This is a genomic window from Bacillus sp. CGMCC 1.16607, assembly GCF_042683745.1.
GTDB lineage: Bacteria > Bacillota > Bacilli > Bacillales > Cytobacillaceae > Pseudoneobacillus.
Genome location: NZ_JBHUJX010000008.1, coordinates 590,795 through 616,868, shown reverse-complemented (window position 1 = coordinate 616,868; position 26,074 = coordinate 590,795). Strand labels below are relative to the sequence as shown.

27 protein-coding genes are annotated in these 26,074 nt (G+C 35.0%); all 27 read right to left on the bottom strand.

The window, feature by feature from the left end:
- Positions 1-17: 17 nt before the first annotated feature.
- On the bottom strand, positions 18-950 hold the full coding sequence (gene flgG / locus ACFSO7_RS05950; RefSeq protein ID WP_377876193.1) for a flagellar basal body rod protein FlgG: 933 nt from the start codon (positions 948-950) through the stop codon (positions 18-20).
- A 72-nt stretch (positions 951-1,022) separates the two neighbouring features.
- Positions 1,023-1,406 carry a TIGR02530 family flagellar biosynthesis protein gene (locus ACFSO7_RS05945; RefSeq protein ID WP_377876191.1) on the bottom strand — a complete coding sequence of 128 codons (384 nt, stop codon included), beginning with the start codon at positions 1,404-1,406 and terminating at the stop codon, positions 1,023-1,025.
- A gap of 18 nt (positions 1,407-1,424) precedes the next feature.
- Positions 1,425-2,060, bottom strand: coding sequence for a flagellar hook assembly protein FlgD (flgD, locus tag ACFSO7_RS05940; protein WP_377876189.1), 636 nt, complete (start codon positions 2,058-2,060; stop codon positions 1,425-1,427).
- A gap of 8 nt (positions 2,061-2,068) precedes the next feature.
- Positions 2,069-3,352 (bottom strand): flagellar hook-length control protein FliK, encoded by a 1,284-nt coding sequence (locus tag ACFSO7_RS05935; RefSeq protein WP_377876187.1) that lies wholly within the window; start codon positions 3,350-3,352, stop codon positions 2,069-2,071.
- A 30-nt stretch (positions 3,353-3,382) separates the two neighbouring features.
- On the bottom strand, positions 3,383-3,979 hold the full coding sequence (locus tag ACFSO7_RS05930; protein WP_377876185.1) for a MotE family protein: 597 nt from the start codon (positions 3,977-3,979) through the stop codon (positions 3,383-3,385).
- Positions 3,980-3,987: 8 nt separating this feature from the next.
- On the bottom strand, positions 3,988-4,431 hold the full coding sequence (fliJ, locus tag ACFSO7_RS05925; RefSeq protein WP_377876183.1) for a flagellar export protein FliJ: 444 nt from the start codon (positions 4,429-4,431) through the stop codon (positions 3,988-3,990).
- Between the two features lie 4 nt (positions 4,432-4,435).
- On the bottom strand, positions 4,436-5,752 hold the full coding sequence (gene fliI / locus ACFSO7_RS05920) for a flagellar protein export ATPase FliI (RefSeq protein ID WP_377876181.1): 1,317 nt from the start codon (positions 5,750-5,752) through the stop codon (positions 4,436-4,438).
- Positions 5,753-5,754: 2 nt separating this feature from the next.
- On the bottom strand, positions 5,755-6,522 hold the full coding sequence (gene fliH, locus ACFSO7_RS05915) for a flagellar assembly protein FliH (RefSeq protein WP_377876179.1): 768 nt from the start codon (positions 6,520-6,522) through the stop codon (positions 5,755-5,757).
- Positions 6,506-7,522, bottom strand: a complete 1,017-nt coding sequence (gene fliG, locus ACFSO7_RS05910; protein ID WP_377876177.1) for a flagellar motor switch protein FliG — start codon at positions 7,520-7,522, stop codon at positions 6,506-6,508. Before fliG ends, fliH begins: the two co-directional genes overlap by 17 nt.
- A 19-nt stretch (positions 7,523-7,541) precedes the next feature.
- Entirely contained in the window at positions 7,542-9,134 is a 1,593-nt protein-coding gene (gene fliF, locus ACFSO7_RS05905) for a flagellar basal-body MS-ring/collar protein FliF (RefSeq protein WP_377876175.1), read from the bottom strand.
- 72 nt (positions 9,135-9,206) lie between these two features.
- Entirely contained in the window at positions 9,207-9,521 is a 315-nt protein-coding gene (gene fliE / locus ACFSO7_RS05900) for a flagellar hook-basal body complex protein FliE (RefSeq protein ID WP_377876173.1), read from the bottom strand.
- 16 nt (positions 9,522-9,537) lie between these two features.
- The gene (gene flgC / locus ACFSO7_RS05895; protein WP_377876171.1) at positions 9,538-9,990 is read right to left on the bottom strand and encodes a flagellar basal body rod protein FlgC; all 453 of its coding nucleotides are present in this window, start codon (positions 9,988-9,990) and stop codon (positions 9,538-9,540) included.
- A gap of 2 nt (positions 9,991-9,992) precedes the next feature.
- The gene (flgB, locus tag ACFSO7_RS05890; protein ID WP_377876169.1) at positions 9,993-10,385 is read right to left on the bottom strand and encodes a flagellar basal body rod protein FlgB; all 393 of its coding nucleotides are present in this window, start codon (positions 10,383-10,385) and stop codon (positions 9,993-9,995) included.
- Positions 10,386-10,789: 404 nt separating this feature from the next.
- The gene (codY, locus tag ACFSO7_RS05885) at positions 10,790-11,569 is read right to left on the bottom strand and encodes a GTP-sensing pleiotropic transcriptional regulator CodY (protein ID WP_377876167.1); all 780 of its coding nucleotides are present in this window, start codon (positions 11,567-11,569) and stop codon (positions 10,790-10,792) included.
- A 100-nt stretch (positions 11,570-11,669) separates the two neighbouring features.
- Entirely contained in the window at positions 11,670-13,076 is a 1,407-nt protein-coding gene (gene hslU / locus ACFSO7_RS05880; protein ID WP_377876165.1) for an ATP-dependent protease ATPase subunit HslU, read from the bottom strand.
- A gap of 19 nt (positions 13,077-13,095) precedes the next feature.
- Complete coding sequence (hslV, locus tag ACFSO7_RS05875; protein WP_377876164.1) at positions 13,096-13,638, bottom strand: ATP-dependent protease subunit HslV; 543 nt, start codon at positions 13,636-13,638, stop codon at positions 13,096-13,098.
- Between the two features lie 24 nt (positions 13,639-13,662).
- Positions 13,663-14,562, bottom strand: a complete 900-nt coding sequence (gene xerC, locus ACFSO7_RS05870; protein ID WP_377876162.1) for a tyrosine recombinase XerC — start codon at positions 14,560-14,562, stop codon at positions 13,663-13,665.
- A gap of 63 nt (positions 14,563-14,625) precedes the next feature.
- Positions 14,626-15,933 carry an FADH(2)-oxidizing methylenetetrahydrofolate--tRNA-(uracil(54)-C(5))-methyltransferase TrmFO gene (trmFO, locus tag ACFSO7_RS05865; RefSeq protein ID WP_377876160.1) on the bottom strand — a complete coding sequence of 436 codons (1,308 nt, stop codon included), beginning with the start codon at positions 15,931-15,933 and terminating at the stop codon, positions 14,626-14,628.
- 372 nt (positions 15,934-16,305) lie between these two features.
- Positions 16,306-18,381, bottom strand: coding sequence for a type I DNA topoisomerase (gene topA / locus ACFSO7_RS05860; protein ID WP_377876159.1), 2,076 nt, complete (start codon positions 18,379-18,381; stop codon positions 16,306-16,308).
- 274 nt (positions 18,382-18,655) lie between these two features.
- Entirely contained in the window at positions 18,656-19,531 is an 876-nt protein-coding gene (gene dprA, locus ACFSO7_RS05855; RefSeq protein ID WP_377876157.1) for a DNA-processing protein DprA, read from the bottom strand.
- A gap of 73 nt (positions 19,532-19,604) precedes the next feature.
- Positions 19,605-20,507 carry a succinate--CoA ligase subunit alpha gene (gene sucD / locus ACFSO7_RS05850; protein WP_377876155.1) on the bottom strand — a complete coding sequence of 301 codons (903 nt, stop codon included), beginning with the start codon at positions 20,505-20,507 and terminating at the stop codon, positions 19,605-19,607.
- Positions 20,508-20,531: 24 nt separating this feature from the next.
- On the bottom strand, positions 20,532-21,689 hold the full coding sequence (gene sucC, locus ACFSO7_RS05845; RefSeq protein WP_377876153.1) for an ADP-forming succinate--CoA ligase subunit beta: 1,158 nt from the start codon (positions 21,687-21,689) through the stop codon (positions 20,532-20,534).
- Between the two features lie 215 nt (positions 21,690-21,904).
- Positions 21,905-22,183, bottom strand: coding sequence for an EscU/YscU/HrcU family type III secretion system export apparatus switch protein (locus ACFSO7_RS05840; protein WP_377876460.1), 279 nt, complete (start codon positions 22,181-22,183; stop codon positions 21,905-21,907).
- Entirely contained in the window at positions 22,183-23,499 is a 1,317-nt protein-coding gene (locus tag ACFSO7_RS05835) for a hypothetical protein (RefSeq protein ID WP_377876151.1), read from the bottom strand. The genes ACFSO7_RS05840 and ACFSO7_RS05835 overlap by 1 nt, the downstream gene beginning before the upstream one ends.
- Before the next feature lie 5 nt (positions 23,500-23,504).
- Positions 23,505-24,278 carry a ribonuclease HII gene (locus ACFSO7_RS05830; protein WP_377876150.1) on the bottom strand — a complete coding sequence of 258 codons (774 nt, stop codon included), beginning with the start codon at positions 24,276-24,278 and terminating at the stop codon, positions 23,505-23,507.
- A gap of 245 nt (positions 24,279-24,523) precedes the next feature.
- Positions 24,524-25,396: a ribosome biogenesis GTPase YlqF gene (gene ylqF, locus ACFSO7_RS05825; protein WP_377876148.1), complete on the bottom strand. Its 873-nt coding sequence runs from the start codon at positions 25,394-25,396 to the stop codon at positions 24,524-24,526.
- Positions 25,397-25,414: 18 nt separating this feature from the next.
- On the bottom strand, positions 25,415-25,969 hold the full coding sequence (gene lepB, locus ACFSO7_RS05820; protein WP_377876146.1) for a signal peptidase I: 555 nt from the start codon (positions 25,967-25,969) through the stop codon (positions 25,415-25,417).
- Positions 25,970-26,074 lie beyond the last annotated feature (105 nt).

Genomic DNA, 26,074 nt, shown 5'->3' with positions numbered 1-26,074 from the left:
TAACCCCTCCTCCTAAACTATCGTTTTAAGTTTACTAGCTCTTGAAGGATTTCATCAGAAGTAGTGATAATTTTTGTATTAGCTTGGAACCCACGTTGAGCAACGATCATTTCAGTGAACTCTTCGGAAAGGTCTACGTTGGACATTTCTAAGGCTCCTGATTCAGTAGTTCCTATACCAGAATTACCCGCGAAATCCAAAGTTGCTGCCCCTGAGTTGTTTGTTTCTTGAAAAGTGTTATTTCCTGATTTTTCAAGTCCACCAGAATTTGGGAATTTAGCCATAATTATTTTCCCCGCCAATTTAAGACTTCCTGCAGCGTCTACAAATGTGATTGTACCATCTTTACCTATACTCATACTTTTAGCATCAGTAGGAATTCGTATCGGCTTATATTCAGTTCCAGTAGGCGGAGAAGCAATATCTACTGTCGTAAAACTTATACTATCTGGAGTTGGAAATGTTGTCGAGTCAGCTACGTCTGTAGGCGTAGCAGCAAAACCAACCAAAAATTGTCCATCACCATTGACCATAAATCCTTGTTTATCAAAATAAAAATTTCCAGCACGAGTATATTGAATATTATTAAAACCATCAAATGATAGTGGGTCTGTTGCGTCTTCAAGATTTGATGACGCTACTTGAAAGAATCCGTCCCCAGCAATTGCTAAATCAAGTACTCTATTTGTTGTTTGTGTACTTCCTCCATTATGGACTGTATCAATTGTAGCTAGTGTAGACCCAAGTCCTACCTGCTTTGCATTAACCCCACCTCTTGTTCCTGTCGGGCTACTAGCCCCAGCAATACTCTGGTTAATCATGTCCTTAAATACAACACGACCCTTTTTGAATCCAAATGTATTTACGTTTGCAATATTGTTACCAATTACATCTAGTTTAGTTTGGAAGTTTTTCATTCCGCTTATTCCTGAGTACATTGAGCGTAGCATTCGATTAACCCCTTTCGATTGTAGCTGCTTCTATCATTCCACAGCCTGGCTTCCATAAAATTGGTCCAGCCATTATTCAATAATTATTGTTCCATTGATATTTGTAAAAATTTGTGTTGACGCTTCATCACGTGCCATCGCTGTAATGACTGTATTATTTTTTGCACTTACGATTAAAGCTGCATCTTGTAGTAATACTAATGAATCCTTGACACCCATTTTCTTTGCCTCGGCTACCTTTTTTTCAATGATTTCCCACCGACTTTGATCAATATGAATATCACGTTGGGATAATCTTTCTTTTGCATGCTTACTTACCGTTAATTTTGTTTGAACATTAATGGCTTCTTGCAAATGATGTGAAAAAGGGTTGGCAACTGATCCTAGCTGTGTTTTCTTAGTTGTATGCTGATGAATGGGCTTGGATGGCATCGGACGAAAAATAGAGTTTTCCATCCAACCACTTCCTATTCTCTATTCAATTTTCATAATTTGTGATGACGAAATTTTTGCTTCATTATCAAGCTCAAATAAAGTTTTTCCATCTTTAAACGAAACCGATTTTACCCTAGCAATTCCTTCTTCTTTACTATCATTTACATATGTTACCGTTTTCCCAATCATCATTGAGGCTTGGAGCATATGACTTTCTGATGAAACATTATTAACCTTCGATATATTTCCAGGCTCAAGTTCAGTACCATCTTCAAGAATTAAATAAACTTGGTTTTCTTTAAATTGTATGGATGCGACCCGACCATTACCTTCAGTAATTGTTGGTTCAGAAGTTTCATCCTCAGCGGGAATTAATTTATGCCATGTAATATCTTTACCAACAAACTGATTATACGAGATCATACTATTTTGTTTTGATACTTCCACAAATTGCTCAATGGTTTTATTCATATTCGTCATTTGTTCGAGACTTGAGAAAGTTGCCATTTGGGCGATAAAATCCTTGTCCTGCATCGGGTTTAACGGATCTTGATTCTGTAGCTGAGTCATTAGTATTTTTAAGAAGTCATCTTTTCCTAAAATATCCGATCCCGTTTTTCTAGTTTGTTTCTGATAATTTGATAAGTATAAAGAAGAATCAATATTATTGGTCATTTTATCACCTATACTTCCAGATTTACTAAAGCTTCTGCAAAAGATTCAGTAAATTCTCCATTGGACTCATGTTTGTCCTTTTTCTTACTCTCTTGTTCATGTCCTTGCTCTTGATGCTCAGTATCACGTTGAAACGGACGTTCTTGAGGAGTTAATTGCTGTGAAATCTCAATTTTTTCTACATGTATGTTTTGGTTAGCCATTGCCTGCTTTAAGCCATTCAAATGAGAATCAAGAGTATCTTTTGCTGCACCAGTAGTAGTTAAAATTTTCGCTACCAACATTTGGTCTTTATGAATCAATTCTATCCTTAATGAACCTAAATGTTCTGGAGCTAATTTAATCATCAATTTTTGCATACCATCCATTTTTGTAAATTGACTTTTGGATAGAATCGACTCAAATTGTTTCATTAACTGTTCAGGAGAAACAGGTTTCTTTGAACCCTCAAGCATTAAAGTTAATTGTTCTGGCTTAGACATTTGTTGTAATAAAGAAACACCATTGTTAGGCAATTCAAATTCTTTGCCAATTATTTGACTGTTTTGATTTAATAATGAATCTACAACTGTTCTTCCAAAACCAGAATTACTTTGCTTAATTTCTTTACTTAAAAGTGTAAAGGTCTTTTGTAAGTATTCAGTTCTAAAATTTGTTGTATTACTTTTCATTAATTGCTCTATCTTATTTGTTATTGCTTCTAACAATTTAGATAGTTTTTCATTTTCCCTAAGATTATCTTGATTTTTAGAAAGTAAATCCACTAGTTTTGTGAATTTTAAAATTTTTGCAAAATCTTGATCTACAATTTTTTGAAATTCCTGATTGGGCAAGCTTTGAGCCTTCGTTAATAGAGCAAGAATATCGTCCATATTCTCAATAAGTTCCTTTTCATCAAAATGAATAGGAATTTGATCTTTCCCGTCATTCCCTAAAAGATTAGCCAATTCATTTAGTAGTTTCAGCAACTCATCAGCTGACATTGAAAGTGTTTCTAACGGGAGTTCCTCTATTTTACTATTGGAATTATCTAGTAACTTATTTAAGATTTCAGCACCGTTATCTAGATTAAATAGATCCTGATTCTGAAGAAACGAAATTAATTCTTCCATCTCATTTGAGGACATTGGAATATTACCTTGTAAATCTTCTTTAGGTGTAGAATGATCAGTTTGTAAAATAGTTGATAGAACTGCACCAAACCCTTTAGGAGATAGCTGATTTGATTTTGATGTATTCTCCATTTTTATATCATTATTAAACTGGATAGATCTAACTCCAATACTTCCCATATTTTCACCCCCCTTCACATATTCATAAAACTATTCATTTCCTTCATTTGCAGTTAATAGTTCCGTATATTTTGCAGCATCCTTCGCTGACATATTTTCCAAAATTGAAGCTAAAGTTTCAGCTTTCACATTTGTTAAAATTTTCAGTGCTTCTTCTTCTTTAAGATTTACTACAATAGGTGCAGCTTTTTTGGCTGAAATCGTTTCATAGGTTTGGACAATTTCTTTAAACGCACGCTTGTTTTCCTCTTGGATGGCCATTAATTCTGAGATTTGCATTTCAAGTTGTTCTTTTTCTAATTTATATTTTTCGATTTCTTCGTCTTTATTTCCTAACTGTGATTCTAGTTTTTCAATTTTTGCTTCCCCATCTTTTATAGATGCCTCAAGATCTACTATATCAGATTCCAATTTTTCAAGAGATTGGGAATCATTATCAGCAAAATAGCTTGAAACAAATGGCAGTTTTTGTCCATATTTATTTACCGTTTCAAAAACATTTATCCCGGCAATTGTCATGACAATAATCGTAACCGTTATCGCAAATAATAATGGGATAATTACGACAACAAGAAACCATTGAAAACGATTTGTCTTATTTTCATTTTGTTCTAACGATTTATCCATACATTCACCTAGTTTCCACGATACATAAATTGTTGTAATGAGATATCATCCATTTGTTTATCTTCCAAATATTTCATTTCTTCTAAAAATTTACTAAAACTTTTTTCTTTCATTTTTACATATTTCTTCACTTCGATATTTTTCTCTAATAGTTTTTCTTGAAGAAAATTCATTCGATTACGTGCATTCATAACCATTTTTTGATAGTGTTCAATGGTCTTTTCTATATTCAAAATGAATTGCTGATGGTGTCTAATCTCTTGGACAGGAATACCATACCCCAATCGTTCTAATTGATACGTTTCCAAATCTTCCTTTTTTTTTAATAGATCATACAACTTTTCAGCTACTTCTTCGAAGCTTCTTACAGACTCATTAAAAATCGCTAGCGCATCATCTTTCTCTCTTTCCTTAATATGAAGAATTTGATCGAATTTGAATTGATAGCGCATGCGTTTATTCTCCTTTAACAATCAAATGGTGTAATGATTCTAGACTTTCTTCCATTGAGACTTTGTCATGGGTTCCTTGTTTCAAATAGGATAAGATTTTTGGATACAATCTTATTGCTTCATCTATTTCACGCGAAGAACCTTTTTTATAGGCTCCTATATTTATCAAATCTTCTGAATTAATAAACGTACTTAACAGTTCTCTTAATTTTTCAGCAGACTGCCTATGTTCTATTGGGACAATATTGTTCATGACCCGACTTATACTTTTTAAAATATTTAGTGCCGGAAACTGCCCTTTATTTGCAAGTTCACGATCCAATACAAAATGTCCATCTAAAATTCCTCGAACTGTATCTGCTATCGGTTCATTCATGTCATCGCCATCAACCAATACAGTGTAAAAAGCTGTTATAGATCCTAATTCATTTGTTCCTGTACGCTCTAAAAGCTTTGGTAATACGGCAAAAACGGATGGAGTATATCCTTTTGTAGTTGGAGGCTCACCAGTAGCTAACCCTATTTCACGTTGTGCCATAGCAACACGTGTAACCGAATCCATCATGAGCATGACATTAAGACCTTTATCCCGAAAATATTCGGCTATTGCTGTTGCCGTATAAGCCCCTTTAATTCTCATTAAGGCTGGCTGATCAGATGTTGCTACAACAACAATGGAGCGACGCAACCCTTCCTCTCCTAGATCACGCTCAATAAATTCTCTAACTTCTCGACCACGCTCTCCTATAAGAGCGATCACATTGAGATCAGCTTTCGTATTTCGAGCAATCATCCCTAGTAAAGTACTTTTCCCTACACCACTTCCTGCAAATATTCCGACACGCTGACCTCTACCTACAGTTAATAAACCATCAATCATACGTACTCCCACTTCAATCGAGTGTTCAATGGGAGGTCTCTTCATTGGGTTAGGTGGAGCTTGTTCTGTTAAAACAGGGGTTAAACCTTTCGGCAAGTTCGAGCCATCTAATGGTAGGCCCATTGAATCGATGACACTTCCGACTAAGCCTGCCCCTACTTTTATTTCTAATGGCTTAGCAGTAGCCTCGACTAAACTGCCTGGAGAAATATCACTTAATGCCGTATAGGGCATTAATAATATATTTTCTTCCTTAAATCCTACAACCTCTGCTTGTATCACTCTTTTATTTTTGGAACCAACATGAATCAAACACACATCACCAATCGAGCTTTCAGGTCCTTGTGACTCGATCATTAATCCGACAACACGTTTAACTCTCCCATATCGTTTAAATGTGTCGATTTGGTGTATATCATAAATGAATTGGTCCCAGTTCATTTTTACTCACTCTCCATCATTTCCTGAAGCTTTTTCTTGATTTCTATTAATTGACTATCAACGCTTGCATCAATCCGACCATTTGAAGATTCAATGACGCAACTCCATTCAGTTAATGAATCATTTGGATACAAGTAAAAATCAGTTTCCCTCGGAAATAAGCCCATTAATTCATCTTTATGAGATAAAAGGAATCCATAATGTGTAGGATGAATGTGAAGTTGAATTTCGCGATAATTTTTAGCTTCTATTAAAGCTCTTTTAACTATTGGAAAGAATTGTTCTTGATCCTCAAGTTTTTTATTTAAAATTTTCTCCGCTACAGACATTGCAATATTTAATATCGTTTGATCAGCGGATTCAACTTGTTTCTGGTATTCATTTTTAGATGCTACAACTACTTCATGCGCACTTTGAATTAACTCCTGGTATTCAGTTAATCCTTGATCGCGACCCTGTAATAACCCTTGTTCAAAGCCGTCATTTTGGGCAGCAATTATTAACCGCTGTTTCTCTTCTTCCCAAAACAATTTATCTTGTTCTATTTGAAATCGAATATTTTCAGCTTCTTCGATTGCATGTCTTTTAATAGCTTCTGCTTCTAATTGAACATCAGCTAATATTTCCTCCATACTTTTTCCTGCAGGTTGTTCTTCGATAATGTCATTTTCTATATCGATGCTTGGGATCATACGAATTGAAATAACTTTTTTAGTTACTGGTTCAGGGTTTGTCCAACCTGATTTAATTAGTCTAGACAATAATATCATCCCCTCCTCCGCGAGCAACGACGATTTCACCAGCCTCTTCTAGTCGTCGAATAATCGCGACGATACGTGATTGGGCCTCCTCAACATCTCGTAAACGAACAGGACCCATGAATTCCATTTCCTCTTTAAAACTCTCAACCATCCGTTTAGACATATTTTTAAAGACGATTTCTTTTACTTCATCTGAAGAAACTTTTAGAGCTAGCATGAGATCTTCATTTTCACAATCGCGAATCACACGCTGTATCGCACGATTATCAAGGGTAACAATATCTTCGAATACAAACATTCTCTTTTTAATTTCTTCAGCTAACTCAGGATCCTGTATTTCTAGTGCATCGAGGATTGTTCTTTCCGTTGCACGATCAACTCCATTTAGAACATCTACAACTGCTTCAATTCCACCAGTTTGAGTATAATCTTGACTCACTGTAGAAGATAATTTCTTTTCTAAAATTTGTTCTACTTCATTGATGATTTCAGGAGAAGTGCTATCCATTACAGCAATTCTTCGTGCAATATCAGCTTGCATTTCTTGAGGCAATTCAGAAAGTATTTGTCCCGCCTTTGCAGAATCTAAATAAGAAAGAATTAATGCGATTGTTTGCGGATGCTCATTTTGAATAAAATTCAAAATTTGTGCGGCATCTGCTTTTCTAGCAAACTCAAATGGTCTTACTTGTAATGAAGAGGTAAGACGATTGATAATAACAGCTGCCTGTTCAGGACCAAGAGCCTTTTCTAATACGGTTTTGGCGTACCCAATTCCTCCCTGAGTAATATAATCCTGTGCTAGTGCAATATTGTGAAATTCTTCTAAAATTTCTTCTTTAGCCTGTGAATCGACTTTTCTTACACCTGATATTTCCAATGTTAGCTTCTCTATTTCTTCCTCACTTAAATGTTTATAAACAGATGCTGATACATCAGGGCCAAGTGAAATAAGGAGGATAGCCGCTTTTTGTTTACCTGTTAACTCTTTTTGATCTTTTTTAGCCATTAACTACACCTCCATATTTCTATTCTTCAGCAATCCATGAACGAAGTAGCTTAGCAAAATCTTCTGGTTTTTCTTTTGCCATTTTCTCAAGCTGCTTCTTACGTACACTATTTTCCGTTTCGGTCTCTTCATTTACATCTTGTACGTAGATTGGGTCAATTTCTTGACGCTCCTGTTCTAGTTCTTCTTGTCGTTTTCTTTTCGCTCTAATATAAAGGAAAATAAGTACTCCAATAATAGTAAGTAGAATTCCACCTGCTAAATAAATCCACCATGGAAGGCTAGTTTTTGTTTGTTCATTAAATTCCACTTTTCCATTAAACTTTTGTACTGAAACTGCGATTTTATCTTTTAAAACCTCATCTGTTAACTCTGTACCATTTGCATTCTTATCAATCGTTGTTCTAACTATCGTTCCTAAAATTTTCGTAATATCATCTACACGTTCTTGTGGCAATGAAGCTAAATCATCTGGATTTGGAGGTTCAACCATAACTTGGATCCCTAAATCTCTAATTTTATAAGGACTTTCAACGATTTCTTTGCGAATTCGATTTACCTCGTTATTAATCGTCTCTTCTATTTTTTCGTAATCTCCGTTGGAGTTTGTTGATCCTTCTACATATGAACCAAGTGCATCTGAAGAATCCTCCCCTTGAGGAATTCCACCTGCAGATGCACCATTACCAGTAAACGTTTCAGTAATTTTATGAGCACTGATGGCAATACCTTTCATATTTTCCTGATCAACTGGAGTGACTAAATTCTGTTCACTTTTTTCTTGTGTAAAATCAACATCCGCTGTAACAGAAACAACGACTTTATCATGTCCCATTAAAGTACCAAGCATATTTTGAACTTGTCTTTGTACATCCCTCTCAATCTCTTTCTTAATCTGATTTTGGGAGGCAAAAGTTGTTCCATTGGAATTTTTTTCATCATTTAAAGAAAAATACTCAAAAAATTGGTTCATGATGACGATATTATCTGTAGGGAGATTAGGAACACTTTTTGATACTAAATGATATAGGGCTTTAATTTGTGCATCTTCAAATTGATAACCTGCTTTTGTATTTAACACGATAGAAGCTGATGCTGCTTCTGTTTGATCGCTTACAAAAATTCCTTTATCGGGAAGGGTAATCATAACCTTGGCATCATTAATCCCGTCTATGCCTTTCATTAAGTTAGCCAATTCGGTTTGCATCGCGTCAAGCTTCATTACTTTAAATTCGTTATCTGTAGTTCCAATTCCAGCATTTTGACTAAAAAAGGAGTAATCGATACTACCAGACTTTGGTATTCCCTGTGCGGCTAACTCTACTTTTAGATTATCCACGGCTTCTTCAGGAACTTTGATTGTAGTCCCGCCATCACTTATTTCCGATACAATCCCTCGTCCATCTAAATTTTCCTTAATCGTGCCTGTTTCAGATGGGGTTAAATTACTATATAGTGGAACCAATGTTGTTCTGGTAGTAAAGAATACAACTAATGAAATAGCTAAAATTAAAAACAGGAAAGAGCCTACATAAGTAAGCTTTTGTTTTTTTGTACGATTGTTCCAAAACTCTTTATATTTGTTTAAGTTTCTTTGAAACGACTCTTTCATAATAACCCCCGGTTATTCTGTCTTATATTTCGGCAGGCAGTTAATAACCGCTCCAAATTTTTAAGTAATCTATTAAACTTGCATTCTCATAATTTCTTGGTAAGCTTCTACTACTTTATTCCGAACCTCCATCGTAGCTTGGAGGGTAATACTTGCTTTTTGGGATGTAATCATTACTTGATGTAGATCAACGTTTTCACCACGTGCAAGTTTATTAGTCATTACATCTGAATCAATTTGTGCTTTATTTACATTACTAATTGTTTCTTTTAATACGGACGCAAAACTTTTCTGCGTTTCGAATGGTGTATTAGTAGACTTCGTAGAGCCTGTTAATTTATTTGAAGAGTATAATTGACTTACTGAAGGGAATATAACCTTATCCATTTATTAAAACTCTCCTTTATTTTCCGATTTCTAGAGCTTTCATCATCATACCTTTAGAAGCATTAAAAACAGTAACATTTGCTTCATACGAGCGAGTTGCACTAATTAAATCCACCATTTCCCTTAAAGGGTCTACATTCGGTAATTGAACATACCCTTCTTCATTAGCATCAGGATGTTCAGGATCATAAACCATTTTAAATGGCGTATTCGTATCTTCGACTACTTTTGAAACCCTAACCCCATTTTCTGCCGTTGTATGATTCATAGCCATATTTAGAAAGGAATGAAAAGATCCACCCTTAGGTTCTAAAACGACCGATTTACGACGATATGGTACCCACTCTCCATTAATGTATTTCCCTCTAGTCGAATCAACATTTGCCATGTTTGAGGATATGACGTCCATTCTCAGCCTTTGAGCAGTTAAAGCAGAAGATGTAGTATTCATACTAGTGAACATAGACATTTTTATTTACCTCCTCGAATGACATTTTGGAGCGTTGAAAATTTCCCATTAATTCGTTCTATCAATGCATTGTAATAAATTTGATTCGTTGCAAGATCTGCCATCTCTTTATCCAAATCCACACTATTTCCATTATGGTTATACTGAACAGGATTATGGCTAATGAAATTTTGCTGACCTGATTGTGATTGAAAATCAAAATGACGTGAATTTGTTCGCTTTGCATTTATTGTTGATTGTAGTTCATTTTGTAAAACATTTTTAAAACTGACATTCATTGCTTTATAATTTGGAGTATCAACATTCGCTATATTTTGTGATATCACTTTTTGTTTAAGTGATGCGTAATTCAGACCTTGTTCTAAAGTCGAGATTGTGCCAGAAAAAAGCTTCATAAATACACCTCGTAGAATTTTGTAGATTTATAGTGGTTATTGTAGAAATCTACTTAGTTCATTGTAATGAAAATAAAAATAGTTGTCTATGTCGAATTTAGTAAATACTATAGCTGGTACTATATATTTTAATGGTTGCTCTAGTTAATAATTGTCATTTTATCATATTTCTTGACTTTTCGTGTAGAATATTTTTTCGCGATTTTTGTCGATTTCTACTCATTAACTTATATTAATATATTTTCAGAAAATATGTTTGAGTATTTAGAACTAAATTTTCCTAACAATTATTAAGTTGGGCAATTATAATAAAAAAATAAATCCTCTTTTAATATGGTGGTTATGATTATGTATCCAAAAATTAAAAAAACACTGAATAGCAATTACGCCATTCAGTGTTTTTTTTAATTTGTTTTTAACTTTTCTAATTCAAATAAAAATTTATCATTTAATACTTTAATATACGTCCCTTTCATCCCAAGAGAACGTGATTCAATTACTCCAGCACTTTCTAGCTTTCGTAATGCATTAACAATGACGGAACGAGTAATACCAACGCGGTCAGCAATTTTTGAAGCAACCAATAATCCTTCGTGTCCGTTTAATTCTTCAAAAATATGTTCAATTGCTTCTAACTCACTGTACGATAATGAACTAATTGCCATTTGAACAACTGCTTTACTACGAGCTTCTTCTTCAATTTCCTCTGCTTTTTCGCGTAATATTTCCATTCCAACAACCGTTGCACCGTATTCACCGAGGATTAAATCATCATCATGAAATTTTTCTTCTAAACGTGCAAGTATTAATGTTCCTAAACGCTCTCCCCCACCGATTATTGGAACGATTGTTGTTAATCCGCTACGGAATAAATCTTTATTTTCGATTGGAAATGCCGTATATTCACTTTCTACATCAAGATTAGAAGAAGTTTCCTGGAGATTAAATAAATTATTCGTATATTCTTCAGGGAATTGACGGTCCTCCAACATTTTCTTCATTCGCTCATTCTCAATTTGTTGATTAATCGCAAATCCTAATAATTTCCCTCTACGACTTACAACAAAAATATTCGCCTCAATAACCTCGCTTAAAGTCTCGGACATTTCTTTAAAATTAACTGGTTTCCCAGCAGCTTTTTGTAATAAAGCATTAATTTTTCTTGTTTTGGTTAATAAATTCATTTTTCTTCCTCCTATTGCTTCCACTATTATTTCTCTATTTAATCAACTAATACTAAAATTGAGGAGTATTTTTGCCAATAGTTCTATATGAACCAGTTACTTATAAAATAAATTGACTTAAATCCTTATCTCGCGCAATAACTCCCAATTTTTCTTCAACATAATGTGGGGTAATCGTTATTTTCTCCATCGAGATATCTGGTGCCTCAAATGATAAATCTTCAAGTAGTTTTTCCAAAATTGTATGAAGTCTTCGCGCTCCAATATTATCGGTATTTTGATTTACTTCAAATGCCACTTCAGCTATCTTATGAATAGCATCGTCAGAAAATTCAATTTGTATACCTTCTGTTTCCAATAATGCCGAATATTGTTTTACTAATGCATTATCAGGTTCCACTAAAATTCGGTAGAAGTCATTTACAGTTAGTTTTGTCAATTCGACGCGAATCGGGAAGCGACCTTGTAATTCCGGTATTAAATCAGAAGGTTTCGCCATATGAAAAGCACCTGCAGCAATAAATAAAATATAATCTGTTTTAACTGAACCATATTTTGTTACGATTGTAGAACCTTCAACAACAGGTAGGATATCTCGTTGGACTCCTTCTCTAGAAACATCCGCTGATGATCCTCCCGAATTCTTACTAGCTATTTTATCGATTTCATCGATAAAAATTATCCCTGTTTGTTCTGCTCTAACAATGGCTTCTTGTGTTACCTCATCCATATCGATTAACTTCTGAGCTTCCTCATTTGTTAACACGATTCTTGCCTCTTTTACTGTTAATTTTCTTTTCTTTCGTTTTTTGGGCATTAAACTACTAAAAGCATCTTGCATATTCATACCCATTTGCTCCATACCTGAGCCTTGAAGCATATCGAACATGGAAGGTGTTTGTTCTTCAACTTCCACTGTCACTTGTTCATTTTCAAGTTCACCTAAAGCAAGTTTTTCCCTAAGAGTACGGCGTTTTTCATTTAAATCATGCTCTTCAGATGCAGATGATTCCTGCTCTTTTTCTCCACTTCCGCCACCGAATAATAATTCTAGAGGATTTTTAATATTATTTGTTTTCTTAGCCGATGGAGCTAATAAATCAATTAACCGATTATTTGCATTACGTTCTGCTCTTTCTTTTACACGTTGCATTTTATCTTCTTTAACCAGTCGAACAGATGTCTCGACTAAATCGCGAACCATGGATTCTACATCACGACCAACATAACCGACCTCAGTAAATTTCGTTGCTTCTACTTTAATAAATGGCGCTCCAACTAACTTTGCCATTCTTCGCGCGATTTCAGTCTTACCTACACCAGTTGGACCGATCATTAATATATTTTTTGGAATAATCTCTTCGCGCAACTTCTCATCAAGTAGACTTCGACGATAACGATTTCTAAGTGCAACCGCTACAGCTTTTTTAGCATCCTTTTGGCCTACAATAAATTGGTCAAGCTTTTCAACAATTTGTCGGGGGGTTAAATTCGTTCCTTTTAACATGAATCAATTCTCCTTCCCGTTATAACTCTTCAACGATAATATTTTCATTTGTATAAACACATATTTCAGCTGCAATTTCTAATGAGGCCTTTGCGATCTCTCTTGCTGATAAATGTTCACCACTATATTTTTTCAAACTACGCCCAGCTGCCAATGCGTAATTTCCTCCAGAACCGATCGCTAAAATACCATCATCAGGTTCAATAACTTCACCCGTACCAGAAATTAACAGCATATGCTCTTTATCCATAACAATAAGCATCGCTTCTAACTTTCTTAGAACTCGATCGCTTCTCCACTGTTTTGCAAGCTCCACAGCAGCACGTTGAAGACTTCCATTGAACTCTTCTAATTTCCCTTCAAACATTTCAAATAATGTAAAAGCATCAGCTACTGAACCAGCAAAACCTGCTAAGACTTTTCCATTAAACAACTTCCGTACTTTTCTTGCAGTGTGTTTCATCACAACTGCACTACCAAAAGTAACTTGACCATCACCTGACATCGCACATTCACCTTTATGATGGATTCCAAAAATCGTCGTTGCATGAAATTGAGACATAAAATGCACCCCTTCATTCTAAAATTACGCACGTGGATGATGCTTTAAATACGTATTCCTTAAATAATCGTTCGTAACATGGGCATAAACTTGTGTTGACGATAGAAACGCGTGACCTAATAATTCTTGAACCGAACGCATATCTGCACCTTTATTTAACAAATGAGTTGCAAATGTATGCCTCAACATATGTGGGTGGATTTTCCCGTTTAATGTTGATTTATCGATCATCGAATTTAAAATAGTTCGAATCCCTCTATCTGTTAAAGAACCTCCACGAAAATTAACAAATAAAAAATCATGTGGCTGTTTACTAGATATTAATTTCTGTCTTCCATCATTTATGTACTGAAGAATGGCCTCATGTGCAAATTTCCCAAAAGGTACATAGCGATCTTTACTTCCTTTTCCATGAATCAAAACAGTTGAGTAGGAAAAATCAATATCTTTTAATCGAATTTGACAACATTCACTGACTCGGATCCCCGTAGCATAGAGCATTTCCAATATTGCTTTATTTCTTTGACCAATGGGCGTCTCCACTTCACATGACACAAAAAGTTGTTCTAATTCTTCTTCATAAAAAAATTCAGGTAACCTTTTTTCAATTTTTGGAATGGACAAAAGTGAAAATGGATTATCTTCAATTATACTTTCACGCAAAAGAAATTTATAAAAACTTCTTAAACTTGAAATTCTGCGAGCAATTGTTTTCCGTGATAATTTCTTTTCAAATAGTTTGGTTAAATATAGACGTGTATCAGAATATCGAACATCTGGAAAATCTGGAATTGCTTGTTCAGTCATGAACATAATAAATTCACTAATATCATGTTGATAATGTTCAATAGTATATTTTGAGTAATTTTTCTCTATTTGTAAATATTCAATAAATAACTGTAATGAAACGTTCACATTTACCAAAGAATCCTCACCTCACAAAGGCTATTAAATATTATCATACATTAATAGCCCTTGCAATTGATTTTACAAATTTTTCACAAAGTTCTGAATTGTTTCTAGCGCCCTATTTGCATGCTTTTCATATCTTTCTTTCTTACCTTTTATTTTTTCAGGAAGTTCTGGAAATAATCCAAAGTTTGCATTCATCGGTTGGAAATTTTTTGAATTAGTAGTAGTTATATAACGCGCCATACTACCAATGGCTGTTTCATGAGGAAATTCCAATGGCTCCTCATTTGATACAAGTCTTGCTGCGTTAATACCAGCTATTAATCCACTAGCAGCTGATTCTACATAACCTTCAACACCAGTCATCTGACCTGCAAAAAATAAATCAGAACGCTCCTTAAATTGATAAGTTGCTCGTAAAACTTTTGGCGAATTAATAAATGTATTCCGATGCATGACTCCATACCGAACAATTTCAACATTTTCTAATCCAGGAATCAACTGAAGAACCTCCTTTTGAGGTCCCCATTTTAAATGAGTTTGGAATCCAACAATATTATATAAAGTTCCTGCAGCATCATCCTGTCTAAGCTGAACAACAGCATATGGTCTTTTACCGGTGCGAGGATCTTCTAAACCTACTGGCTTCATTGGGCCAAAAAGCATTGTCTTCTTTCCACGGCTTGCCATAACTTCAATTGGCATACAACCTTCAAAGAAAATTTCCTTTTCAAATTCTTTTAAAGGAACAGTTTCTGCGGAAATTAGCGCTTCATAAAAACGATCAAATTCTTCCTCTGTCATTGGACAGTTTAAATAAGCTGCTTCTCCTTTGTCATAACGTGATTTTAAATACACCTTATCCATATTTATGCTTTCTTTTTCAAGAATAGGAGCTGCGGCATCATAAAAATATAAATAATCTTCCCCAGTTAAATTTCGGAGGCTGTTTGATAACCCTTCACTAGTTAAAGGTCCAGTAGCTATAACTGTAGGTCCTTCTGGAATATCCGTAACTTCTTCATTTAAGACAGTGACATTGGGATGATTCCTAACCAATTCAGTCACCCTTGCGGCAAATTCATGACGATCAACTGCTAAAGCACCACCTGCTGGAACGGCACACTCATCAGCAGCTTGTATAATAACAGAATCAAGCCTTCTCATTTCTTCTTTTAATACACCAACCGCATTTGTCAACGTGTTAGCTCTTAATGAATTGCTACAAACTAATTCAGCAAATTTATCTGTATGATGCGCAGGTGTTTGTTTTACAGGGCGCATTTCAAATAATTTTACTTTTATGCCTCTCTTTGCAATTTGCCACGCAGCCTCACTACCAGCTAATCCTGCTCCGATTACATTTACATATATTTCACTCATGAAAATCCTCCTGTTTCATAACTAATCCATTTTCATTATTTCTATTATTGTATTTTGATACACTTTTTTACTCTTTCTTCATTCATATCCATTCTGCATTGTACAATACGAATTAAAATAAAAAAAGGTTAAAGCCTTATATTCCTACAAAAATCAATACAAAAGTACAAAAGAGGAAGCGCCTTGCTCAGCCCCGACAAGCAAATGCTTCTAAACCCAGAAATTCGTTCTTTGACTTTTTGGGTTTAGAACATTTGACCTCGAGGGGCTAGGCGCTGTAGCTGGACGTGAACCATACAATTTAAAAAGTTATTTATATCCGAATATTTTATAGTTTCCAATAAAAGAAAAAGAGTGAGCATTTTCTCACCCTTAACTTTGCTGTTCTTCTTTATAGTCACATTGAACACACTGAACCTGAATACCTTTTTTCAGCTTCTTTTCTACCAATAAACTTTCACATTTTGGACAAGCTCTGGCAATCGGTTTATCCCAAGATAAGAAATCACATTCAGGAAATTGATTACAACCGTAAAAAATTCTTCGTTTTTTACTTTTTCTTTCAATAATATTTCCAGGTTCACATTTTGGACATTTTACTCCAATATCTTTAACGATTGGTTTCGTATTTCGGCAATCAGGGAAATTACTACAAGCCATGAATTTTCCGTACCTTCCCATCTTAAAAACCATTGGATTGCCACATAAATCACAATCTTCACCAGCAGGTTCATCTTTAATTTCTATTTCTTCCATTTCTTTCTCTGCTTTTTCTAAATGTGCCTCAAAATCGCGATAAAAATCATCTATAATTTTCACCCAATTTATTTTGCCATCTTCAATATCATCTAATCCTTGTTCCATCTTGACTGTAAAATCAACGTCAATAATATCAGGGAAAAATTCTACAATTAATTGATGGATTATTTCACCTAATTCGGTTGGAATAAATCGTTTATTATCAAGTGAAACATAACCCCTCTTCTGAATCGTGTCTAGTGTAGGGGCAAAGGTAGATGGTCGACCAATCCCTAACTCTTCAAGTGTTTTTACTAGACGTGCTTCCGTATATCGAGGTGGCGGCTGTGTAAAATGCTGTTTAGGTTCAATGTCTTTTTTTAGGACTTCATCCCCTTCTTTAAGATTTGGGAGCATTTTATCTCGATCTTCTGATTGATCATCCGTTCCTTCCACATATACCTTCATAAATCCTGGAAATTTAATTTTAGAACCATTTGCACGGAAAAAGACTTTTCCGTTTTTTAAATCCACACTCATTGTGTCCATGATAGCCGATGCCATCTGGCTTGCAACAAATCGATCCCAAATTAATTTATACAATCGAAATTGATCTCTTGATAAGAATTCTTTTAATAATTGCGGATCTCTTAATGTACTTGTTGGTCTTATGGCTTCATGTGCATCTTGTGTATTCGATTGCTTTTTCTCCTTGCGTGCATTTTCAAGCAAATATTCTTTACCAAAAGTAGCTTCGATATAGTTATTTGCTTCAGCAAGGGCAACTTCAGATATCCTAGTTGAATCGGTTCTCATATATGTGATTAAACCAACGGTACCTTCTTTACCTAGCTCTATTCCTTCATAAAGCTGCTGAGCTAGCATCATCGTCTTTTTAGCACGAAAGTTTAATTTTCGAGCCGCTTCTTGTTGTAAAGAAGATGTAGTAAAAGGTAGTGCTGGGTTACGCTTACGCTCTTTTTTAGTAACTGAATCTACTAATAACTTTTTGCCCTTCATTTGCTTTAATATTTCTTTTACTTCTTCTTCTGAACCTAGCTCTAATTTTTTTCCATCTATTCCGAAGAAGCTTGCTTCAAAGACTTCTTTCCCTTTTAAAAATTCTCCATCAATCGTCCAATATTCCTCGGGTACAAATTCATTTATTTCATTTTCACGATCAATGATTAAACGAACAGCTACAGACTGGACGCGACCAGCGCTTAAACCTTTTTTTACTTTTTTCCATAGCAATGGACTAATGTTATACCCTACAAGACGATCCAGTATTCTTCTTGCTTGTTGAGCGTCAACTAAATCCATATTAATAGGTCTCGGGTGTTTAAACGATTCTTTAATCGCATCCTTTGTAATTTCATTAAATACAACACGACAATCTGAAGTTATATCAATGGACAAGCTTTGTGCCAAATGCCAAGCAATAGCTTCTCCTTCGCGATCAGGGTCAGCCGCAAGAAAAATCTTTTTTGCCTTTTTAGCAGCTAGCTTTAAATCTTTTAAAATTGGTCCTTTTCCACGAATCGTAATATATTTCGGTTCAAAATTATTTTCTATATTTACACCCATTTGACTTTTTGGTAAATCAATTAAATGTCCCATGGAAGCTTTAACTTTGTATTTTTTACCTAAATATCTTTCAATCGTTTTCGCTTTTGCAGGCGATTCGACGATTACTAAAAATTCCGACATCCATATGTCCTCCTTAGAGGGATTAAAATATCCACTATTATTAACGATATAAACTACTATTGTCAAACATCAATTCAACTATATCTTTATCTATTCTTAGTCAATTAGTCAAGAAAACGTTTTCAAACATAATTATTCAAGGAATAAATGACACTATAAATAAATTAAAATACCTGTTGCACAATGTATAACATTATTGCAATAAATTCAACCTTTTTCCAATGAAATCCTCTAAAACCTCATCATTTTTCATTTTTATGTTCAATATGACACTTTATTGTCTCATTTCGGCTAATATATCTTCACCTGACATAATTAGTTTTGCACCTTGCTGTATCAAATCATTTGTTCCAGCAGAATAAGGGTTAAAAATACTTCCAGGAATAGCAAAAACCTCTCTGCCTTCTTGTACAGCAAAATTCGCTGTTATGAGAGAGCCACTCTTACGTTTCGCCTCAATGATTAATGTCCCTTCACAAAGTCCGCTAATGATTCGATTTCGAGCTGGGAACTGCCATTTTGATGGTCTTGTTTCAGGTGTGTATTCTGAAATGATCAAATGATCCATTTCCATCCGTTTGGCAAGATTTTTGTTTTCTTGAGGGTAAAGGTGGAAATGCCCTCCGGCAATAACTGCAATCGTTTTCCCACCTCTTTCTATCGTCATTTGATGTGCTAAAGCATCAATACCTTTTGCTAATCCACTTACAATGACGATATTTTTTTCTAATAACGGAGGGAGAATATGCTGAATGGCGCTTTTTCCGTACGATGATGCTTGTCTAGAACCGACTATTGCTAATTTCTTGGGCTCATTGAGTAATGAGATATCTCCTTTAACAAATAGACACCAAGGTGGCTGATAAATTTCTTTTAGCATATTGGGATATGATTCGTCAAAATAGGTAATTATTTCTATATCATTTGCTGGATAATGACGAATTTTATCTTGAAAATCATTTTGCGAAAATTGATTTTGATTGGAAGTTAATTGAAAGGAGTCTGTGAAAGATAATTGTGATTTTTTTAGGGGATATTCACTGGTGAGATTCAAAAGTTGGGGGTCTCTTTTTAAGGTTTTATACACATCGGTCCAAGTAATTCTTGGAAAATGACAGAGATAAATAAATTTTTTTCTAAACTCATCCAAAATAAAAAACCTCCTAATAGTTATAATAGTCCCCCTTTAGATAGAGGGACTATATATATTGTTAAAATATTGATTAGTGGGTCTTACATTTATCGTATAAACCTTGTTCTTTAAGAACTCCGATTAATGTTTCGCCCATTACTGATGGTGTATCTGCAACTTTAATACCACATTCATTCATTACGCGGATTTTTTCATCAGCAGTTCCTTTTCCACCAGAAATAATTGCTCCTGCATGGCCCATACGTTTTCCTGGAGGTGCTGTGCGTCCACCAATGAATCCAACAACTGGCTTAGTCATATTTGCTTTAACCCACTCTGCAGCCTCTTCTTCTGCTGTTCCGCCGATTTCACCAATCATGATAACTGCATAAGTTTCTGGGTCTTCGTTAAATGCTTTTAAAACATCAATAAAGTTTGTTCCGTTTACAGGGTCTCCACCAATACCTACTGCTGTAGTTTGGCCGATACCTGCTTGTGTTAATTGGTGAACAGCCTCATATGTTAATGTTCCTGAACGGGATACAACCCCAACATGGCCTTTTGTATGAATGTATCCAGGCATGATTCCGATTTTACACTCATCTGGAGTAATAACTCCAGGACAGTTCGGTCCAACTAAACGTGTTTTTTTACCTTCCATGTAACGTTTCACTTTAACCATATCTAACACAGGAATATGCTCTGTAATACAGATCGCTAAATCTAACTCTGCATCAACAGCCTCTAAAATGGCATCGGCCGCAAATGGTGCAGGAACATAAATAACTGATGCGTTTGCTCCTGTAGCGTCCACAGCTTCTTTAACTGTATTAAATACAGGTACACCCTCTACTTCTGTTCCGCCTTTACCTGGAGAAGTTCCTCCAACGATCTGAGTACCATATTCAAGCATTTGCTTTGTATGGAATAGGGCTGTCGAACCCGTAATACCTTGAACAATGACCTTTGTATCTTTATTTATAAATACGCTCACGTCAATTCTCCTTTCAAAATCCTATTAAACTAATGAAACAATTTTCTGTGCACCGTCTGCCATAGATTCAGCAGCAATAATATTTAGGCCTGATTCACTTAAAATCTTTTTACCTAAATCGACATTCGTTCCCTCTAATCGAACAACTAAAGGAACTGATAAGCCAACTTGCTTCGCTGCTTCAACAACTCCAGTTGCAATAACGTCACATTTCATAATTCCACCAAAGATATTTACAAAAATACCTTTTACGTTTGGATCAGAAAGGATGATTTTGAATGCTTCAGTAACTTTCTCCGCTGTAGCACCGCCCCCAACATCTAGGAAGTTTGCAGGGTCGCCGCCATAATGTTTAACGATATCCATTGTAGCCATCGCCAAACCTGCGCCATTTACCATACATCCAATGTTTCCATCAAGGGAAATGTAGCTTAAATCATATTTTGACGCTTCAATTTCTTTCGCATCTTCTTCATCTAAATCACGATATTCTAAAATATCTTTATGACGGTATAGTGCGTTGGAATCAAAGTTTAACTTTGCATCCAATGCCATTACTTTTCCGTCGCCAGTTACAACTAGTGGATTAATTTCAGCAATTGAACAATCTTTTTCAACAAATGCAGTATATAATCCCATCATGAACTTCACTGCTTGTCCAATTAGTTCTTTAGGAATATTGATATTAAATGCAATTCGTCTTGCTTGGTATGCAGATAGCCCAACAACTGGATCAATTACTTCTTTGAAGATTTTTTCAGGAGTCGCTTCAGCCACTTCTTCAATTTCTGTTCCGCCTTCTTCAGATGCCATTAAAACGACACGGGAAGTTGCACGGTCAAGAACTAAACCTACATAGTACTCTTTCTTAATATCGCAGCCTTCTTCGATAAGTAAGCGTTTTACTTCTTTTCCTTCAGGACCAGTTTGATGTGTAACAAGTGTTTTACCTAAAATTTCACTTGCATATGTACGAACATCATCAAGATTTTTAGCAACTTTAACACCGCCAGCTTTACCTCGACCACCAGCATGGATTTGCGCTTTTACCACGCAAATTTGCGTGCCAAGTTCTTTTGCAGCTTCTACAGCTTCATCAACTGTAAATGCTACTTTTCCGTTTGGAACTAGTACCCCGTAACTCTTGAGGATTTCTTTCCCTTGATACTCATGGATATTCATTACCCATCCTCCTATCATACTGATCAAAAAAAAATCTTGCGTTTTAATTTTATTAAATGACACATACCTTGTCTACCATAAAGAGTAAAAAATTATCTTTCTTTTAAATTTTTATATCTTTATTTTTTACTTTTCATGAGTATTTCTGGCCTTTCTATTAGTAGGATAACCACTTTTATTTTTCTAATAAAACAAATTTAAAAACAAGTTTATCTCTAATCTTTCATTTTATTAGATATTTGGTCAGCTCGATAAATAAATGCAAATACCTCAGCCACTACTTTGTATAATTCTTCTGGAATCGATTGATTTATCTCTAATTGAGATAATAATTGAACGAGTGAAGGATCTTCCTGAATCGGAATCCCACTTTCTTTTGCTTTCTCAATAATCGTATCTGCTACTAAACCTTTACCTTTTGCAATAACGATAGGAGCTTCTTGTAAGTTGGCTTCATATCCTAAAGCAATCGCTTCTTTTCGTTGATTATCCATCATACTTTAATATCAACTCCTGTATAGGATTGATTTTGATAGGTAATTGGAAGCTTTGAGTGACTTCTTTTATTAAACTGTTTATCATTGATATCTTCAAATTCCAAGGATGAAAGATTGTAGCTCATTTTCTTTAAATTTTCTTTTAACATCGCTTGAAACGACTTTAATTCCTTCAATAATTGATGATTTTCATTCAATACTTTTATACTGATAATTCTATTTTGTATACGCAAATCCACCATCGTTTCCTTTAAAGTTTCTAATTCCAAGTAGAAAATGACTCTACAAAAATTGGGATCTATCTTGCCATCTTCATTTTTACGTCCACTCCATTGAAGAGTGAGATCAGTCGTACGATTCCATAATGGAAATGGAATTTGCATAATAAATTGTTGAACCGGTCCCATATCTTTTGAAAGTAATTGCATACCTGTAATTCGTTGTAGCAGTTGTTCAGCTGGCTCTTTTTGTGATATATCTGATTTTTCACTTAAGTATTGAATAAGCAATCCCTTTAAATTGTCTTGTCTTATTGATTCATTTTCTTGTCCATTTAAAAAGGTAAAGACATCTTTTTCGTATTGAAAACCTAGTGATTCGATCAACTTCTTCAAAAGTGGATGGAACGTTTTTTCATCTCCTAAGAAAGTCGACTGGAAATTTATTTGTGGAGTTTCTTCATTTGAAATAAGTGTTGTAAGAACTTCTTTTAGTGAACTTGAAACAGAAGTAATTTGATTTTCCTCTTGTAGTCCATTTAATACCGATTGCATGATTTCTGTTATCTTTTCTTTTCCATTCATAGATATCAAAGCGTGATAAATATCCTTTGTTACCGGATAACCTTGTTTAATCATCCAATTTATCGTATTTAGTTCCTCTAAAGGTTGTGTACTATTTTTAATCCAATTAGCTGCATTTTGAACTAGTTCTTTCGATATTGGTAATTGTTCTTTTAAAAAATATTTCACGACTTCCACATTTTCTTTGGATGAAGAGAGGCTAAATGCTTTAAAAACCGTTTCTAAGCCCTCTTGGCGGCTCAAAGACAAGGAATTATTATCTAGTAGCTTCAATTCGACTGTACCTTCACTTGGTTGAACCTGAAGCCAATAGTGGCGACCCACTTCTAAAGGGACATCTAGCTGGGCAATCATTCGTTGGTTTCCAATTTGCACCTCAGCAGTCTGATTTGGAAATAACTTAAGAATTTTCCCATTAAAAACTTGTCCAGCTCTTAATGGTGTAGCGTCGGGACGTTTATTATCCAATTGAAAAACAGAGGAAATAATTGAAGAAACGATGGTAATCACCTTCTTTATTTTGCGAAATAATCTTTTATCGGAGCGAAGCTTTTTCTATGAATGGGTGTTATCCCATGTTTTTGAATCGCATCTATGTGTTCTTTTGTTCCATATCCCATATTTTGCTCAAAACCATACATTGGATAAAGCATCGAATATTCTTTCATCATTTTGTCTCTTGTCACTTTAGCAATAATGGAGGCTGCTGCGATCGATATGCTTTTTGCATCCCCTTTAATAATAGATTCTGTTAAATAAGGGGTTTCTAGTTTCATGGCATCGATAAGTAGTACTTCTGGTTTTTTAGAAAGGGAGTACACAGCCAAATTCATCGCTTTTTTTGTTGCCTCATAAATATTAATCTCGTCGATTACGTCTTGCTCGATCAAACCTATTCCAATCGCAATCGCTTTCTCTTGAATAATATTAAAATATTCCTCTCTTTTTTTCTCGGTTAATTTCTTAGAATCATCTATCCCAGATAAATAAAAATCTTTCGGCAGAATGACAGCTGCAGCCACAACAGGTCCCGCTAATGGACCGCGCCCAACTTCATCAACGCCAGCGACCCATTGATAACCACTAGAAATATATTTATTCTCAAATACTGTCATTTCCTCAAATTTCTCTTTTGATTTTTTCTCCAACTCTATTTTCTTTTGCCATCGTAAAAGTAATTGCTGTACCCCTTTTCGTTCATCATTTACAAAATCCTTTATGAGTGGATGATTACGATCATCTATCTTTTTAAGTATTTGTTCAACTTCCCTTAACGTTTTATTTCCCATTTGCTTCTCCTATTTACTAATTTCTATTATTTTTATCGGCAATAACTGAAAAAAATAAAGACCCTCCGAATGGTGGGCCTTTATTATAATATCAGAATTTATATCATTGTACTTCGAAAGTTGTCCAGCTCTAGGCGCCATCGGTTCGAGGTCAAATGTGTTCTCCACGCCAAAAGTCAAAGAATGTCTCTCCGTGCGGAGAAGCATTTGCTTGTTGCCGTTAAGCGGTCGCCTTGCGCTTTTCTTTATTCCTCGTCTAAAACAATGACATCATTGGGACTTTCAAGAGAAATTCGTCCAAATTTTTCAGACCTAATTTCTCTAATAACTAATTCTGAAACCTTATCATAATCGACCATACCACCGCCAGCTAAACAACCTCGGAGTTTTCCAATATGATCGTACATTTCAACTAAATCCTCAGGAATCTCACGGAGTTTAAAGCGTTCTTCTAATCGATTGGGGTAACGATTTTCTAACATCTTTAAGGAGTAAACAGCTAATTGCTCCAAGTTTAGAATCGTATCCTTGATTGCTCCTGTCACAGCAAGTTTTAATCCTACCTCTTGGTCCTCAAATTTTGGCCAAAGAATACCTGGTGTATCAAGTAATTCAAGTTCTTTCCCAACTTTTATCCATTGTTGTGCTTTCGTTACTCCTGGAGTGTTGCCAGTTTTCGCAATATTTTTTTTCGCTAAACGATTAATTAAAGTAGATTTCCCAACATTTGGAATACCAACAATCATCGCACGAATTGCTCTAGGCTGTTTTACCCCTTTTGCCCTTAAACGATCAAATTTCTCCTTTAGTAAATCATGAGCAGCAGAAACGATTTGTTTCATACCCTCACCTTCATGGGAGTTAATAGGTAGCGCCATTATACCTTTATCTGAAAAGTAAGCAACCCACTCTTTTGTAATTGCAGGATCTGCCATATCTGCTTTGTTTAATAAAACTAATCTTGGCTTATGCTGGGTAATTTCATCAATCATTGGATTTCTAGATGATAACGGTATACGTGCATCTAATAATTCCATGATCAAGTCTACAAGCTTTAGTTTTTCTGTGACTTCTCTACGAGCTTTGGCCATATGACCTGGAAACCATTGAATCGTCAAGATAGTCACCTCCTAATGTTATCTATTTACAAAATGAAAATCTTCTAGTGGCCAATACACAATACTCGTTTTTCCTAATACCTTTTCCATTGGGATTGTCCCAATATGACGACTATCTTTACTAAAGCGACGGTTATCACCCATTACAAATAGATGCCCTTTTGGTACCGTTTTCCGACCGATTTTTTCTTCAAGAGTAAATGGATCTGTTAATGGTCCATCTATCACTTGTTTCTTATATTCATCCAAGTACGGTTCTTTATAGGCCTTACCATTTATGTATAGTGTATCATCTTTATACTCAACATGATCACCAGGCAGACCGATTATTCGTTTTATGTAATCTTTCTTTTCAGGTGCATGGAAAACAATGATATCAAATCGTTTAGGATCTCCAATTTTGTAATTTAATTTGTTCACAATCATTCTATCTTGATCATGAAGAGTTGGCATCATGGATAATCCATCAACTACTATCGGAGCAAAAAAGAAGTAACGTATGATTGCTGCAAGTGCCACAGCAATAACTAATGCTTTTGTCCATTCCCATATTTCACTTTTTTTCTTGGTCATTTTTTCCCCACCATTCTAAGATTAATTGACATATACTTATTTTACAAAACAATCGGAACATTAAACGCGATGGGAGCAATTTTTTTGGAAAATGTTATAAACTAA